The following is a 15,361-nucleotide window of genomic DNA, read 5'->3' on the forward strand; positions in this document are numbered from 1 at the left end:
GGAAAGCCTAATGAGCAGGTTTGACGGAAGTGTCGTTTTTATTACGGGCAGTGGACGGGGGATCGGGAGGGCGATCGCGGAGCGCTTTGCCCAAGAAGGGGCCGCTCTTGTTCTCGTATCGGATTATGAGCCGGATTTGCGTCAGACGGAAAAGGAGCTTGCCGGCGGCGGAACTCCCGTTCTTGCACTAACCGCCGATGTGTCTGACCCCGAACAGGTGGAAAGGGCGGTCGCGGCGGCGGTCGAGCGGTACGGCAAAATTGACATTCTCGTCAACAATGCCGGAATCGCCTGGGAAGAGCCCGTGCTCGATATTATAGCGGAAAACTGGCGTAAGGTGATGGACGTCAATTTGAACGGGATGTTCTGGGTGGCGCAGCAGGTGGGGCGCGTCATGGCCCGGCAGGGGGGCGGAGTTATTCTCAATATGGCCTCTACGAACGGGTTGGTCGGTGAGGCGGGGTACGCGCATTACAATGCCTCCAAGGGGGGAGTCGTGCTGCTGACCAAAACCATGGCGATCGAGCTCGGTTCCAGCCATATTCGGGTCAATGCGGTTTGCCCGGGCTACATCCAGACCCCGATGAGCGAGGCGATTGATTCCCCGGAATTTATCGAGAGGTATGTCCGGGAGAAAATCCCGCTTGGACGGGTAGGGAAGCCGAAGGATGTGGCGGGTGTTTTCGCTTTTTTGGCATCGGAGGATGCCGCATTTATTACAGGCGAGACCATCGTCGTGGACGGCGGACAATTGGCATTTTAATAAGGGAACAATTGGAGAGAAGGAGGCGGGGAAGTGAAACGGGTTATCCATCTGCAAGGGGATAGGGACGAAATCGCACTCGGCGTAAAGGAAATGGCCGGACATCTGAAGTTTTCTTTATCGGAAGATTCCGGCATCCCGCTTATCGCCATTCGAACCGAACGGCAGGATGCTTTGGAGCTGGAGATGAATGCCAAGGAAATCATCATCCGCTTCGGTGCCGTTCACCATTTTTTTCGGGGATTGTCCCTCGTATTCGAGCGTTGGGAGGAGTTAGCCGGGTCTCAACCTTCCATTCGGATAACGGAATACCCTCAGTTTGATCTGAACGGGGCGATGTTCGACTGCTCCCGGAATGCCGTCATGCATGTCGAGGGCGTGAAACGGTTTGTTCGGATCATGGCCGCCATGGGCCTCAATATGCTCATGCTCTACACCGAGGACACCTATGAGATCGAGGGAATGCCTTACTTTGGTTACATGAGGGGACGGTATACGCAGGAAGAGCTTAAGGAAATCGACGCCTACGCGGCGCTGTTCGGGATGGAAGTGATTCCGTGCATTCAAACGCTGGCCCATCTGGCCGCTGCTTTGAAATGGAATTATGCCCAAGCCTTCACCGATACGGAAGACATTCTTCTGGTAGGGGAGCCCCAAACTTACGAATTTATCGAAAACATGATAACGGCCGCCTCGGCTCCTTTTCGCAGCAAAAGAATTCATATCGGAATGGACGAGGCTCACAGACTGGGACTTGGGCAATATCTGGAGAAAAATGGATTACATAGCCGGTTCGATTTGATGAAAGAGCATTTAGAAAAGGTTCTGGCCATTACCCGGAGCCACGGTCTTGAGCCGATGATCTGGAGTGACATGTACTTTCGCCTCGGCTCCAAGCACGGCTGGTATTACGACCTGGATGTCGAGATCCCGGAGCCGGTCATTGAGGCCATGCCGAAAGACGTACGTTTCGTCTACTGGGACTACTACCACACGGATCCCTCCTTCTACGAAGCTTATCTCGATATTCACCGCTCTTTCGGGTCGGAGCCTCTTTTTGCGGGGGGGATCTGGACATGGAATACCATAGCTCCCAATTACGGCAAAACCATAGCCACTACAAACGCTGCCCTTGCGGCTTGCAAGCAAAAAGGCGTTCGCGAAGTCTTTGCCACCTTCTGGGGCAATGACGGCAATGAGGCGAGCTATGCATCCGGAATCCTTGGTCTGCAGTGGTTCGCGGAGCACGGGTATGCGAAGGGAGTCCCGGATGCGGAGACGGTAAACCGGCGAGTAGCCGTTTGTTCCGGGGATGAAAGCCTCACCGGGGAGCATTTTCTTGCCTTAACCCTACTGGATGAAGTTCCTGGAGTGCCGGGAGGAAATTTAGGGGAGAGCAATCCTTCGAAATTCCTGTTGTGGCAGGACATTCTGATCGGCCTGCTGGACGCTAACATTGAATTTGTTCAAGAGGAGATTACCTCCCATTACCAGAATCTAACCCAGCGCTTATCAGAAATAAGATCAGAGAAGTATCAGACTCTGTTTGAATTCTATATGAAAGTAAGCGCCGTGCTCGAGATCAAGGCGGGGGTAGGCATTCGTTTGAAGCAGCATTACGACGAACGGCACAGGGAGGACATGGAACGAATCGTACAAGAAGAGCTTCCCGACCTGCTGGCCCGGATCGAGCGGCTGCGTGAGGCACACCGCCGGCTGTGGTTTCAAACGAACAAGCCGTTCGGATGGGAAGTGCTGGATATGCGTTATGGTGCGCTGCGAGCCCGCGTCGAATCCGCCCAATACCGGATTTCGGAATACGTAAACGGGTCCATCCCACGCATCGAAGAGCTGGAGGAGAGCAGGCTTTTGTTCGACTGGCAGAATTCCCTGACAGCCGATACCTCGATTGGAAGAAGCAATGATTATTACCGCATTGTAACCGCCGGCGTTTTCTTTATGATTTAGCAGACAGCCTATTAGAAGCCCGCCGTGGCTGCGGGCTTTTTGGCGTGTCAGGATGAACCCTATCGAAAAGGCTCTCCACCTCGGCAAACCCGCCGCTTTCGTCCGTGTGCTAAAAAATGATACTTTGCCAAAATGTGATGTTTTTATAAACCAGCGCAAACAAGCCTAAAAAGAGATAGTTTCGTTGAAACGGGTCATTGCTTCCTCTTTTTCCCATCCTTTATGATCAATCTCATAAGTTGTAAACGCTATCAATTATCGAGAAGGGAGTGAGCGGGGATGCCGGCCCGAAGGTCCGTGTGGAAGCAGTATCTGGAATACAAGTATTTCTTTCTTATGCTCCTTCCCGTTCTGATCTATTACGCCGTCTTTCATTACGGTCCGATGTACGGGGTCTTGATCGCGTTCAAGAATTACAAATTTATGAGGGGGATCTGGGGAAGCCCCTGGGTCGGCCTGGAGAATTTCCGGGAGCTGTTCGCCGGGGACTATTTCCTGACCGTTCTGCGGAATACGCTCATCATTAACTTCTACAAGCTGCTGTTCGGCTTTCCCGTTCCCATTCTCCTCGCCTTGATGATCAATGAGGTGACCCGCTCCTTCTTCAAAAAAGCGGTGCAGACGATCAGCTACCTGCCGCACTTTCTGTCGTGGATCGTCCTGTCGGGCCTCATCATTGAGTTTCTCTCCCCGAGCCGGGGTGCCGTCAACCTGTTTCTCGACCTGATCGGCTTGAAGCCGGTGTATTTCATTACCGAACCGGATTGGTTCCGGCCTATCCTGGTGCTGACGGAAATCTGGAAGCAGGCGGGCTTCACGACCATCATTTATTTGGCGGCGATTGCCGGTATCAACCCGGAAATGTACGAGGCGGCGGACATGGACGGCATCAGCCGTCTCCAGAAGATCGGGTACATTACGCTGCCGGCCATGGCACCCGTTATCGTCATCATGCTGATCCTTAATTCGGGCTCGATCATCAACGACGACTTCGAGCAGATCTACAACCTGCTGAACGTGAAGGTGATGGAGGTGGGGGACGTGTTGTCCACGTACACCTACACGGAAGGCTTGTCCCGGATGAACTACAGCTACGCGGCGGCGGTCGGCTTGTTCAAGAATGTAGTGGCGCTCCTCCTGGTGCTGACCGCGAACTATTTGGCCAGCAAGGTCAGCGAAGAGACGATTTTCTGAATACTTACCGGAGGGAGGGTTCCCCATGAACCACAGGCATTCTGTTTCCGACCGGCTGCTGCTCTCGGTCATCTACTTCACCTTGGCGGCTCTCAGCCTTCTTACCCTGCTGCCGCTTCTGCAGATCGTCACCATCTCGGTAAGCCCGTCCGAAATCGTTAACCGGTACGGCTTTCATCTCATCCCGCTTAAGCTGGACTGGGGAGGCTACCGGGAGGTTTTCCGCAATTCGCTCATCTGGAACGCTTACGGCAACACGATCTTCCGCACGGTGCTCGGTACGGCCATTACCGTCGTCATGACCTTTCTCGGGGCCTATCCCTTGTCCAAAAAGAAGCTTCCCCACCGGAAGTTTTGGACCGGCGTGATTGTGATCACCATGTTCTTTTCCGGGGGGATGATTCCTTCTTACATCGTGATCAAGAACCTGGGCCTCATGAATTCCATCTGGGCGCTCGTGCTGCCCGGCGCGGTAAGTGCCTTCATGCTTCTGATCGTGCGGAATTTCATTATCGGCCTGCCGGAAAGTCTGGAGGAGTCGGCTAAGATCGACGGAGCAAACGACGTCTACATCCTGTTCCGCATCGTCATCCCCCTTTCGCTGCCCATTGTCGCTACGGTCGGCCTCTATACGGCGGTCTACCATTGGAACGCCTGGTTCGACAGCATGATCTACATTCAGGACATGAAGAAGCAAGTGCTCCAGATGATCCTGAGAAAAATCATTCTCGAAGGGCAGTCCAATCTGCTCGAGCCCGCGGTTGATCAAGTGGTGGTGAACGCCGAGTCGATGAAGATGGCGACGCTGGTCGTCTCCATTGTGCCGATCGTCTGCGTTTATCCGTTTCTGCAGAAGTATTTCATCAAGGGCTCGCTTGTCGGGTCGGTCAAAGGCTGAGGCCGCCGGTTAAGCTCCGGCTTCCCGCCGGGTTAACATATAGATTAAGCATGGGAGGGTATCAAATGATGAAGAGCATAACCAGCAGGAGCGTGACCATAAGCGGGGTACTGGCGGTGTCGCTGCTGGCCGGCTGCCAATCGGGCAAGGAGCCCGGATCGGAGGGAGCGTCGGTTGCGCCGACCGGAGGAGGCAAGCAGGAGCCCGTCGCCCTGGAATGGCTTGGCTACGACTCCTACGGGCAGCCCGATCCCGCTTCGCCGGTCATCAAGATGGTGGAGGACAAATTCAATGCCAAATTCAAGTTCTGGTATGTCGATCCGAACAAATGGGACGATAACGTCAACGTCCGGCTCGGGGCCGGGGAAATGCCCGACGTCATCAAGGTAAGAACCCAGAAGAACCTCGTCAACTATATCGACCAGGGCGTGCTGGCTCCCATATCGAGGGACCTGATCGATAAGTTTGCTCCTACCTATGCTAAATATTTGGACACCACTTACCCGGAAACGTGGGATTACGTGAAGAGCGGAGGAAAGCTGTACGGCATTCCGGCCACCACGACTCCTTACTCGACCTTGGTGGTATGGCGGGAGGAGTGGCTGAAGAACGTCGGCATCACCAAGGTGCCGGAGACGCTCGCCGAATTCGAGGACGCCCTGTACAAGTTCCGGAACAACGATCCGGATAAGAACGGGAAGAAGGACACGTACGGGCTTTCGGACTTTGGCATCCCCGCCATTATGGGCGCGTTCGGCTTCCCGCCGATCGACGACTTCAGCCAGGCCGCGAAAGCGAACCCGACCCGGGCCGTCGGCCTTACGCTGAAGGACGGGAAGATCGTGTTCGCTTCCATTCAGCCGGAGATGAAGGAAGCGCTGGCGCTCCTGCAGAAATGGTACAAAGACGGCATCATCGATCCCGAGTTCATCACCTCGGAGAATACGACCGGCTATTGGGCCAACTCCCAGGCCTTCTTCAACAACCGGATCGGATTAACCGGGAAGACCCAGCCGGCTCACTGGCGGAACGAGCTGAATCCCGACAATCCCGGGGATAAGGGCGGTGTCGTCTGGCAGGACTTCAAGAAGGCCCAGCCGAACGGGAACATCGTCTTCGGCAAGCCACCGGTCGGACCGAAGGGCCTGTCGGGCACCCCGCAGTGGTCTTCCTATAACGGTGCCATCGGCATCACCACCAAGGCGGCCAAGGATCCGCGCAAGGTGGAGACGGTCCTGAAGATGATGGAAGCCGCCGCCACGGACTATGAGTACTACATGAACGTCCGGTACGGCATGAAAGGGGAAGGCTGGAAGGAGGAGAACGGTAAATTCATAGATCTGTCCGGCGGCCTGTCGGCGGGCGATTCCCAGCAGAAGGGCCGCAATGTTCTCCACGTCCAGGTCAATTACGATCCGTTCATGAAGAAGAAGGACCCGTTTACCTTCTCCTTCGGGGACAAAGTGGCCGGTTTTAAAGGGTATATGAATATGTTCCTGCCGTACACCGACGAATACGACAAGTATGCGGCCACGCTCGGCAAAATGACGGTCGAGACGTACTTCAAAATCATTACGGGCGAGCAAGGCGTAGAGGCCTTCGACGAGTACGTCAAGAAGTTCAAGGAAAGCGGCGGAGACAAGGTCGAAAAGGCACTCAACGAAGCCTACCAGAAGACGCAGGGCAAATAGACGACGACCGGACGAAGCGTACGCTTCGTCCGTTTGCCGTATGGTACAATATGGATGAATGTACGGGGAGGGGGATGGGAAGAAAACGTGATGCAGCGGCTCTTGAACCGGAACCGGACCTTCACGAGGCTCATTCTGTTTAACTGCAGCCTGGTGATTCTTATTACGGTCATTCCCGCCCTGGTGTATTACCGGTATTTCAGCACGAGCTACGAGGAGCAGACCCGCAAGCTGAACCGCCAGGCGGTGGCCCAGTTAAGAGAATCCTTCGATGAACGCTTTCTGAAGGAGATCATCCGGATTCCCAATCAGAATTTGTCGGGGATGGAGAGCAACGATGTGCTGACCTATCCGCTTACCAACCCTATCGATCGTGACGTTGTACGGACTCTCCAGGTGTCTAACCGGGTGGAGGAAATCCGGAGCAGCCTGCCCTTTGTGGATACGATAACGATCTACTATCGCCTCAATCAGATGATGTTTCAGAATTTCCGTGCCTGTCATATGGAGACCACCGATTGTTTGACCGGCCCTATGAAAGACTGGTTCCAGAGCTTCGACCGCTCGGACCGGAACGTCGAATGGGCGGTCCTTCCGAACGGCCGGCCCGAGGATGCCGGCGGCGGCCGAATCCTCCTGTATGCCCGCAGCATTCCTTACTTTTCGACGGAGAACAGCAAGCTCGGCATCATAGCCGTAAGCCTTAAGGAGAATGCTTTCCTAAGCCTGCTGGAGGATTATAAATTTTCCCCGGACACGGTCTGCCTGATTGTGGACGGATCCGGCCGGCTGGTGACCTCGACGGACCGGGAGGCTCCCACCCTCGGTGGCCGGGGCGGTGTGCTGGAAACACTGGCCAGCCTTGGGCCGAAGGAAGAAGGGATGTTCTCCGCGGAAGTGGGCGGCCGGGCGAGCGTCGTTTCCTACTCTCCCTCCCAATACAACGACTGGCGCTATGTGTCCATCGCGTCGGTCCAGGATTATTACAAGCAGTCTCACGATTTCCGCAATCTTCTCATCGTCATAGCCGGGGGCCTGCTGCTGGTCAACCTGGGCATGGGGATCCTCATTACCCAAAGGGCGCACAAGCCGATCGGCACGCTGTTTCATCACTTTACGGATCAGATCGATGATCTGCGCCGCAAGATCGACAAAAACAAGCCGATGATCCGCCACAATTTTATCCTTCGCCTGCTGACGGGACAGGAGATTTCGGAGATGGAGCTGTGGGAGAACCAGAGCCTTTTGGACGTACCTCTCGACGGAGCGGTTTGCTTCAGCTTTCTCCTGGAAATCCCGGAAGGCACGAACGGTCATCAGCAGGAAATGCTGCTGTTCTACGACCTGATTGAAGCATTGGAAAGAGAAGACGGAGGGCCTGGCCGGATTTATGCCATCAAGCTGGAAGGGAACCGGCTGGCCGGAATCGCGCTGGGCGGCAGCCCGGAGGACGTAGAACGAATCCTGGTCTCCATCGAAGAAACGATCCAAATGTGCCATTCGGGCGACTATGCGCTGGCCGCCGGGAATCCATACGAAACCGGCCCGGAAGGCATGGCCCGGTCGTATTCAGAAGCGGGGGAAGCCGTGAAATACCGCTTCCTGGAGAGGGGCCGGCTGCTCCGGTTCGAGGAGCTGGGTCTTTCCCGGCTCAAGGACTCGGGCAGCTCCTCCTCCGCTTTTCCTGATCTTGAGGCAAGCCTGCGGACGGGGGACGAGGAGCGCCTGCAGACGCAGCTTACCGGCGTTATAGAGGAAGTACGCACAGGCGGGTATACCGTCGATTATTCCAAAAGCATCCTGCTCGACCTTCTGCTCCATTTCCGCCGCTGCCTGAAGACCGCCGGCTTCCAGCCGCCGGAGCTGTTCGGCTATGACATCCGGCGTCACTTCTCCCGGATCGGGACGATCACCGAGTTCGAGCAGTGGATCGCCGGGCTTGCGGGCGAGGCCGTCCGCCAGCTGGGGGAGAGAAGGCCGAAGGCCGACAAAGCCCTCGAGCTCAAAATCACCCGGTTCATCGAGGACAACCTGTACAACGAGCTTTCGCTCGAAACGGTGGCGGAGCATGTCCGCATCAGCCCCAATTATTTAAGCCGGCTGTTCAAGGGAATGCTCGGCATGACCTTTCTTGAGTATGTCACCGACAAAAAGCTTCGACGCGCCGCGGAGCTTCTCCTCCACGAGAAAATGACCGTTCAGGACGTATCGGCCAAGCTCGGCTACCAGTCGACCCATTATTTCATTCGCATTTTCAAGGAGAGGTACGGGCTGACCCCGAAGCAGTTCCAGAAGCTGAATGCAGGGAAGGAGCTGGGTAGCGGGGGCTTTTAACCCTGTGAAAAATTAAGCAGACTGAAATTTAACGAGTCCATATAAGGAAAGGAAGAGGAAGAGATGATCGAAGAACTGTTCAAGGCGGCCCAATCGGGGGATATCACGAGGCTGAAGGAGCTGCTGGCCGAAAAGCCGGAGCTCGCCAACACGGAGAATGCGGACGGGCTGACGCCGCTCGGCTATGCAGCGCATTTCGGACAGGCCGCCGCCGTGAAGCTTCTACTGGAGGCGGGCGCGGAGGTGAACGCGGTCTCTCACTCGAAGATAGCCTACATTCCGTCGAACACGGCGCTGCATGCCGCGATTGCCGGAGAACGCGACCTCGGGGTAATCCGGCTGCTGCTGGCGGGAGGGGCTTCCGCTTCCATCCCGGACAGCGACGGGCATACGGCCCTGCATACGGCCGCCTATCATGCCGACAGCGTGGACATCATCCGGCTGCTGCTCGAGCACGGGGCCGACATTCAGGCGGAGGCCGGTGGAGCAACGGCTCTTGCCCTAGCGAAGAGCAGGGGAAACGATCAAGTGGCCGAGCTGCTGGAGCGGCACGCGAACCGGGCTTCTTAGTTTGGTCTCGCCTTCCCTGCCTCCATCCCCAGCAAATACAAAAGAGACCGCCCGGGCGGTCTCTTTTGTTATCTCAGAAGCATAATCAGCCCGCCGGCAATCGGGGTTCCGATCATCGCGGCCCGCAGCAGGGCGCGGGGGGCTCGTCCGGTAAACTTGGCTCCGATGTAGGAGCCGATCATCGTCCCGGCCACCACCTGCACGAGCAGAGCCGCATCTATGTAGCCGGCCTGGAAATAGCCGATCCCCCCGAAAAAGGCGATGGGCAGGATTACCATCATCGTCGTGCCGACGGCGAGCCGGAGCGGCATCCGGAAGAGGATCATGAGCGCCAGCTGGATAAACGGTGTCGAGCCGATGCCGAACATGCCGGATAATCCCCCGGTGATCAGGCCGGCAATGGCCGCCAGGACCCAGAAGCGGGAGCCGGCCGGCAGCTCGTGGTTCGTTTCGGCTGATGCCGGCATTTTCGTCCGCACCCAGATGAGCACCCCGGAAAGGAACAGCATGGAGGCCGTCCAGACCACCAGGGCGTCGGCGGGTATGAGCCGCGCGGCGAAGGTACCGGCGTAGGCCCCGGCGGCACCGAACAGGCCGACGGCTGCTCCGGCGCGAAGGCTGACGTTCTTCTCGCGAAGGTGGCTGACGGTGCCCGAAAGCATCGTGAACACCATGGCGGCCACCGAAGTTCCGAGCGCCGCGTGCACCGGCACATGAAAGACCGTAATTAGCAGCGCAATAATAAAACCGGAGCCGCCGGTTCCGGCAAAGCCCAGGATGAGGCCCATCACCAGCATCGTCAACAATACAGTCATCGCCATCGCTTCTTTCTCTTAGCTGTCTTACTGTCTTAAGGGATCCGAAAATCAGGCGGTCACCTCGAACCGCTTATAGAAATCGGGACGCATGTCCTTACGGTTCTGGTTATGCCCCTTCAGGCGCACCTCACGCAAATAATCGAGGTCGATATCCGCGGTCACGACCATTTCCACATTGGGTTCTCCCTGCCGGACGATTCCGTCCGAATGCCCGACCATCGGATGGATGGGGGCGTAGATCCCGCTGATTCCCGTAAAGGCAAACCCGTAGGGAAGGTGGGGCGGAAAAGGCAGGAACCCGATCAGCTGGCTGTTGATCACATACACCTGGTTTTCCGTAGCACGGGCCTTGGAGAACAGCACGCTGCGTTCGGAGCCCCACGCATCCAGCGTACAGGTTGGCGCCAGGATGATATCCGCTCCCAGCATGCCGAGAATGCGTGAGACTTCCGGAAAGGAACAGTCATAGCAGATCGAGGCGCCGAGACGAATTCCGTTAATATCGAAGGTTCCCAGGTCTTTAGCCGGGGAAGTCATCTCCTTATTGTACACCAGTTCGTAAGATGGATGCACTTTGCTCTGCTGGTACATGCGGCCGTCCGGCGCGAAGACGAAGCAGGTGTTGTAATAACGGCCGTCCTCCGGATCGAAGGTAAAATGAGTCCCGCCGGCCAGGATCATCCCGAATTCCATCCCCAATTCCCGGCAGCATGCCTGGATGTCCTCGGTATGGGCTTTTCCGTATTGTTCAAACAGGGCGGGGAAATCAGGATGTTTCCCCAGATTTTTATTCAACGTCAACAGCTCGGCGGTGAAGAATTCGGGCAGAAGCAGAAGCTCCGCGCCTTGGGCAGCCGCCTGCTCGACATGCCACCTCACATGGCCGGCGAAATCCTCAAAGCAAGTAATCGATTTAACGCGGTATTGACTCGTTGCCACCTTCATCCCTCTCAAGCTCCCTTCGTATCTACGTTGTGGGACAAGCTTCTCATAAATTGAGCCATCCGGGCATCCGGATTTCCAAAGAGCTCATCGGGAGGACCCTGTCTCGTGATTTGGCCCTGCTCCATAAACAGCACCCGGTCCGAGATGTTTCTGGCAAAATTCATCTCGTGAGTCACGACAATCATCGTCATTCCTTCCTTGGCGAGCCGTACCATAAGCTCGAGAACTTCGTTGACGAGCTCCGGATCGAGGGCCGACGTCGGCTCGTCGAACAGCATGACCTTGGGTTCCATGGCCAGTGCCCGGGCGATCGCGACACGCTGCTGCTGGCCGCCCGACAGGTTCCCGGGGTATTCCCCAGCCTTGTGCAGCAGGCCGACTTTGTCCAGAAGCTCCTCCGCTTTCCGGACGGCCTCCGCCTTTGGCAGCCGGTGGATCACGGTCGGGCCTTCGATCACATTTTGCAGGACGGTCTTGTGGGGCCAGAGGTTGAACTGCTGAAACACCATCCCGACCCGGGTGCGCAGCCACTGCAGCCGGTACTGTGACATCATCGTCAGCTTGCCTTTGCGGTTCGCCCGGTAATGGACGGGCTTCTGGTCGACGGTCAGCTCGCCCGCCGTCGGAACCTCCAGCAGATTGATGCAGCGCAGCAGGGTGCTTTTGCCGGCTCCGCTTGGGCCGATGATCGAGACGACCTCGCCTTCCGCGATCGTGACATTGACGTCCTTCAAGACGGCGGTTTCCCCGTAGGTTTTCTGAAGATTATTAATATGGATCATGGCGTGTCCTCCTATCTGGTGGAAATGCGAAGCTTCTTCTCACTGAAGTACTGGAGGAGCATAAGGGCGCTGCTCATGGTCAAGTACAGAACGCCCGCCACCCCCAAGGTCTCCATGGGGCTGTAGGTGCTGTTGTACGCCCTCTGGGCGGCCAGCATCAGGTCCGGAACGGTCACAATCGAGACCTGGGCGGACTCCTTAAGCAGAATAACGCAGTTGTTGATATAGGGCGGAATGGTTAAGCGAACCGCCTGAGGAATCGTAACCCGAATCATTTTCTTGATGGGGGACATGCCGATCGCTTCCGCCGCTTCGAGCTGCCCTTTGGGAACGGAGAGCAGGCCCGCCCGGAGGATTTCCGACTTAAAGGCGGCGGAGTTGAGCGACATGGCCAGGAGGCCTGCGCTAAAGGCGCTTAGCTTCAGCCCAAAGGGGGCTGCGTAGTAGAAGAAGAACAGAACCAGTAACAACGGCGTCCCGCGAAAAACCCAAACATACACGAAAGCGAGGCTTTGAAGGATTTTGCTGGGGGACAGCCTCATAAGGGCGATCAAATACCCCAATACCGTCGCGCACACAATACTCAATAGGGCGATCTGGAACGTGACGAGAGCGCCTTTAAGATAAAGGGGCATATAGTTGGTGATAAGACTCCAGTCCATTCGACATGCCTCCTCATCTCTAGTTAGTTAGGAACCGCAAAGCCAAACCATTTGACGGCCAGCTCGTTATAGGAGCCGTCCTTCTGTTTCTTCTCAATGATGTCGTCGATCGCTTTCTTCAGCGCAGAATCGTTCTTGCGGATGCCGATCCCGGCGTCGCGCAGCTTGTACATGTCCCCGACCGCTGCGTACTGGCTGCCGTCTTTGTCGTTCTTGATAAAATCATTCGCCGCGATTTTGCCGAGGGCATAGAGCTGAATCCGTCCGTTCTTCAGATCGGCGAAGCCCTCCGCATTGCCGGGGTATTCCTTCAGCTCTTTGTAGCCGCCGATCTCCAGAAGATCGGAATGCTGGGCCGCCCCGCCGATGACGCCAACGGTCAAGCCCTGCAGATGAGTGATGCCCGTTACGGCCTTGTTGTCCTTCTTGGCGAGGGCCACCACGCCGTCCTTGTAATAAACGGAGGAGAAATCGATGGCCTTCTTGCGTTCTTCCGTCATCAGCAGCCCCGACATGACGATATCGAACTTGCCGGCATTGAGACCGGCCAGCAGACCGGAAACATTGCCCGGGACGAACTCCGCGGTCACGCCCAATTCCTTGGCTAAGGCATTGCCCCAATCGATATCGAATCCGGTCAGCTTGCCCTGCTCATCCATATAAGTAAGGGGCCGGTAATTGCCGCTCGTTCCGATGATCAGCTTGCCGCGCTTCTTGATTTGATCCAGAGTGGTTTGCGCCGAAGCATCGGGCGGGGAGGAGGCAGCGCCGTCCGCAGCCGCCGGAGCGGTTTTGGAATTTCCACAGGCCGATACCAGTACCGATAGGGCGACAAAGAGAAGCAGCATCCATTTTTTCATTGTCTCTCACTCCTGATGTATAGTTTTCTTTATCTATTGTGTTATAATATATCACAAGATAAGTGACGTATATAGGGGGTGGACGACAATCTTTTCCCTGTTTTCTTGTGAATGAATCACAAAAGGGCAGGTGAAGTTGTTAGGGATACCTAAAATCCATAGTTTTGTGTTAGATTATATTACATATAATGATTAGGGTAGATAAGGGGGAGAGGGAGATGGATGGAGTATCGGTAGGCGAGATGATTCGGGCGCGTCCTCATTTGTTTGCTTCCTCCTCGGTGCTGGGGGGCACCGGCGGGTTGGGGCGTTTGATTACCAACGTCAATGTCATGGAGGTGCCGGATGTTCATAACTGGGTCCGACCGGGAGATCTGCTGTTGACGACCGCCTTCTCCATTAAAGACAACGAGCAGGCCCAGCTGCAGCTGATCCCTCTTCTAAAGGAAGCGAAGATCGCGGCCATCGCCATCAAAACGAAGCGGTACATGGAGCAGGTTCCCGCCCGGATGATCGAAATGGCCGATGCCTGTGAGCTTCCCATCGTGGAGCTCGCCGACAATGTCAGCTATTCGCAAATGCTGCAGGAAATGATGGACGAAATCATGAGGTACAAGGCGAGGCTGCTCGCGGATATCCAGGAGGGCATTCAGCAGATCACCAACGCGATGGTGATGGGAGAGAATCTGCAGGTGTTCGTGGAGACCGTGGCCGGCTGCTTGGGCCATCCGGTTGCTTTTGCGGCCTTGACCGGCGAGACGGTGGCTTCCGATTCCTCCCGGCCGGTTCCTTGGCCGGACGCTCTTCCGAAGAATGGGGAGTGGCCGGAGGAGCATCGAGTGGACGGGAATCCCATGCTTATCGGAAGGGAAGAGGACGGAACGTTAACCGTGATCGTACCGGTCGAGCGAGGGGGAAGGAATGCCGGCTATCTGATCGGGTGGGAGGCACCCGAAGGGGCTTACCTGAAGCTGGTTTCCCTGCTTCCGCACGCCGCCAAGCTGCTCATGCTTCAGTTGACCAAGCTCGAGTCTCTTCTTCATTTAAAAGAGAACCACAAGGACAAATTTATGAAGAAATGGATTCTCGGGGAGCTGACGGGCAAAGAATCGATTCTGCTCGGGGCGGCGGAGGTCGGCCTGCAGCTCAAGGGCTCGTACCGGGTGGGCACTGGGCATGCGAGCCGCATGATGTCCGATCCGGAGCAGGCGAGGCTGAGGGCGGCCCTTACCCAGAAAGACATTCTTTTCCTCGGGATGGGAAAAGAGCTGGTCTTCCTGCTGCCGCCGCAGCTATATGCCAAGGAGAAGCGGGTCGCCCGCTTTCAGGAGGAAGTACAGGCCCTGCTCTCCCATCACCGTCTGATCTTCGGCTTCAGCCCGGTGCATCCTCCGGAAACAGCCGCCGCCGGGCTGCTCGAGGCCCGGGAAGCCGTGGAGATCGGCCCCCGCGTATTCCCGGATAAGACTCTTTTCTTCTTCGAGGACATGAGGTACCACCGGCTGGTTAAGCTCATCGCGGAGCACGACAAGCTGAAAACGGCGCTGCTTCATTTTCTGGAGCCGCTCCTTGCCTACGATCAGAAGAACCAGTCCCAGCTCCTGGATACGCTGATCCACTACTTCCGCTGCAACGGCAGCATCAAGGAAACGTCCCAGGTGCTGTTCTGCCATTACAATTCGGTGGTTTACCGGATGGAGCGGATCCAGCAGGTGCTGGATGCGAATCTGAACGATCCGGAGCAGAGGCTTCAGGCCCAGCTTGCGGTGCTCGTGTACGATTATTTCCGCAGGCTTTCCATGACGCCTTAGCCTTGTCCGGCGGCTGGTTGCTCTCGGCTTTCGGGCTGTTTGGCGGCGGGGCCGGAATCTTCCTT

General features: G+C 56.4%; 13 protein-coding genes. 8 read left to right on the forward strand and 5 right to left on the reverse strand.

The window, feature by feature from the left end; all coding sequences use genetic code 11:
* Positions 1-10: 10 nt before the first annotated feature.
* The 7 genes from MJA45_RS04725 to MJA45_RS04755 all read left to right on the forward strand — a co-directional run bounded on the left by MJA45_RS04725 (position 11) and on the right by MJA45_RS04755 (position 9,418).
* Entirely contained in the window at positions 11-763 is a 753-nt protein-coding gene (locus MJA45_RS04725) for an SDR family NAD(P)-dependent oxidoreductase (protein WP_315606134.1), read from the forward strand.
* 33 nt (positions 764-796) lie between these two features.
* Complete coding sequence (locus MJA45_RS04730; protein ID WP_315606135.1) at positions 797-2,731, forward strand: beta-N-acetylhexosaminidase; 1,935 nt, start codon at positions 797-799, stop codon at positions 2,729-2,731.
* A gap of 279 nt (positions 2,732-3,010) precedes the next feature.
* Positions 3,011-3,925, forward strand: coding sequence for an ABC transporter permease (locus MJA45_RS04735; RefSeq protein ID WP_315606136.1), 915 nt, complete (start codon positions 3,011-3,013; stop codon positions 3,923-3,925).
* Between the two features lie 25 nt (positions 3,926-3,950).
* Complete coding sequence (locus MJA45_RS04740) at positions 3,951-4,823, forward strand: carbohydrate ABC transporter permease (protein ID WP_315606137.1); 873 nt, start codon at positions 3,951-3,953, stop codon at positions 4,821-4,823.
* 65 nt (positions 4,824-4,888) lie between these two features.
* Positions 4,889-6,514, forward strand: a complete 1,626-nt coding sequence (locus MJA45_RS04745) for a type 2 periplasmic-binding domain-containing protein (protein ID WP_315606138.1) — start codon at positions 4,889-4,891, stop codon at positions 6,512-6,514.
* Positions 6,515-6,568: 54 nt separating this feature from the next.
* A complete protein-coding gene (locus tag MJA45_RS04750; RefSeq protein WP_315606139.1) occupies positions 6,569-8,848 on the forward strand; it encodes a helix-turn-helix domain-containing protein in 2,280 nt (759 codons plus the stop codon).
* Positions 8,849-8,911: 63 nt separating this feature from the next.
* Positions 8,912-9,418 (forward strand): ankyrin repeat domain-containing protein, encoded by a 507-nt coding sequence (locus MJA45_RS04755; RefSeq protein ID WP_315606140.1) that lies wholly within the window; start codon positions 8,912-8,914, stop codon positions 9,416-9,418.
* Positions 9,419-9,486: 68 nt separating this feature from the next.
* Here the strand turns inward: MJA45_RS04755 and MJA45_RS04760 are convergent, their stop codons facing one another.
* The 5 genes from MJA45_RS04760 to MJA45_RS04780 are packed head-to-tail and all read right to left on the reverse strand — an operon-like array spanning position 9,487 to position 13,485.
* Positions 9,487-10,239: a sulfite exporter TauE/SafE family protein gene (locus tag MJA45_RS04760; RefSeq protein WP_315606141.1), complete on the reverse strand. Its 753-nt coding sequence runs from the start codon at positions 10,237-10,239 to the stop codon at positions 9,487-9,489.
* A gap of 45 nt (positions 10,240-10,284) precedes the next feature.
* On the reverse strand, positions 10,285-11,181 hold the full coding sequence (locus tag MJA45_RS04765) for a nitrilase-related carbon-nitrogen hydrolase (RefSeq protein WP_315606142.1): 897 nt from the start codon (positions 11,179-11,181) through the stop codon (positions 10,285-10,287).
* Positions 11,182-11,186: 5 nt separating this feature from the next.
* The gene (locus tag MJA45_RS04770) at positions 11,187-11,963 is read right to left on the reverse strand and encodes an amino acid ABC transporter ATP-binding protein (RefSeq protein ID WP_315606143.1); all 777 of its coding nucleotides are present in this window, start codon (positions 11,961-11,963) and stop codon (positions 11,187-11,189) included.
* A gap of 11 nt (positions 11,964-11,974) precedes the next feature.
* Complete coding sequence (locus MJA45_RS04775) at positions 11,975-12,625, reverse strand: amino acid ABC transporter permease (protein ID WP_315606144.1); 651 nt, start codon at positions 12,623-12,625, stop codon at positions 11,975-11,977.
* Positions 12,626-12,648: 23 nt separating this feature from the next.
* Positions 12,649-13,485 carry a substrate-binding periplasmic protein gene (locus tag MJA45_RS04780; RefSeq protein ID WP_315606145.1) on the reverse strand — a complete coding sequence of 279 codons (837 nt, stop codon included), beginning with the start codon at positions 13,483-13,485 and terminating at the stop codon, positions 12,649-12,651.
* 218 nt (positions 13,486-13,703) lie between these two features.
* On the opposite strand from MJA45_RS04780, the gene MJA45_RS04785 reads away from it, so the two are divergent.
* Positions 13,704-15,296 (forward strand): PucR family transcriptional regulator, encoded by a 1,593-nt coding sequence (locus MJA45_RS04785; protein WP_315606146.1) that lies wholly within the window; start codon positions 13,704-13,706, stop codon positions 15,294-15,296.
* The last annotated feature ends 65 nt before the right edge of the window (positions 15,297-15,361 follow it).

The organism is Paenibacillus aurantius (genome assembly GCF_032268605.1).
Classification (GTDB): domain Bacteria; phylum Bacillota; class Bacilli; order Paenibacillales; family NBRC-103111; genus Paenibacillus_AO; species Paenibacillus_AO aurantius.

Excerpts from the sequence above, each read along its gene's own strand:
- MJA45_RS04770 (WP_315606143.1), bottom strand. The coding sequence starts at position 11,963 with ATGATCCATATTAATAATCTTCAGAAAACCTACGGGGAAACCGCCGTC.
- MJA45_RS04735 (WP_315606136.1), top strand. The coding sequence starts at position 3,011 with ATGCCGGCCCGAAGGTCCGTGTGGAAGCAGTATCTGGAATACAAGTAT.
- MJA45_RS04745 (WP_315606138.1), top strand. The coding sequence starts at position 4,889 with ATGATGAAGAGCATAACCAGCAGGAGCGTGACCATAAGCGGGGTACTG.
- MJA45_RS04765 (WP_315606142.1), bottom strand. The coding sequence starts at position 11,181 with ATGAAGGTGGCAACGAGTCAATACCGCGTTAAATCGATTACTTGCTTT.
- MJA45_RS04780 (WP_315606145.1), bottom strand. The coding sequence starts at position 13,485 with ATGAAAAAATGGATGCTGCTTCTCTTTGTCGCCCTATCGGTACTGGTA.
- MJA45_RS04785 (WP_315606146.1), top strand. The coding sequence starts at position 13,704 with ATGGATGGAGTATCGGTAGGCGAGATGATTCGGGCGCGTCCTCATTTG.
- MJA45_RS04725 (WP_315606134.1), top strand. The coding sequence starts at position 11 with ATGAGCAGGTTTGACGGAAGTGTCGTTTTTATTACGGGCAGTGGACGG.
- MJA45_RS04740 (WP_315606137.1), top strand. The coding sequence starts at position 3,951 with ATGAACCACAGGCATTCTGTTTCCGACCGGCTGCTGCTCTCGGTCATC.
- MJA45_RS04750 (WP_315606139.1), top strand. The coding sequence starts at position 6,569 with ATGAATGTACGGGGAGGGGGATGGGAAGAAAACGTGATGCAGCGGCTC.
- MJA45_RS04760 (WP_315606141.1), bottom strand. The coding sequence starts at position 10,239 with ATGGCGATGACTGTATTGTTGACGATGCTGGTGATGGGCCTCATCCTG.
- MJA45_RS04775 (WP_315606144.1), bottom strand. The coding sequence starts at position 12,625 with ATGGACTGGAGTCTTATCACCAACTATATGCCCCTTTATCTTAAAGGC.
- MJA45_RS04755 (WP_315606140.1), top strand. The coding sequence starts at position 8,912 with ATGATCGAAGAACTGTTCAAGGCGGCCCAATCGGGGGATATCACGAGG.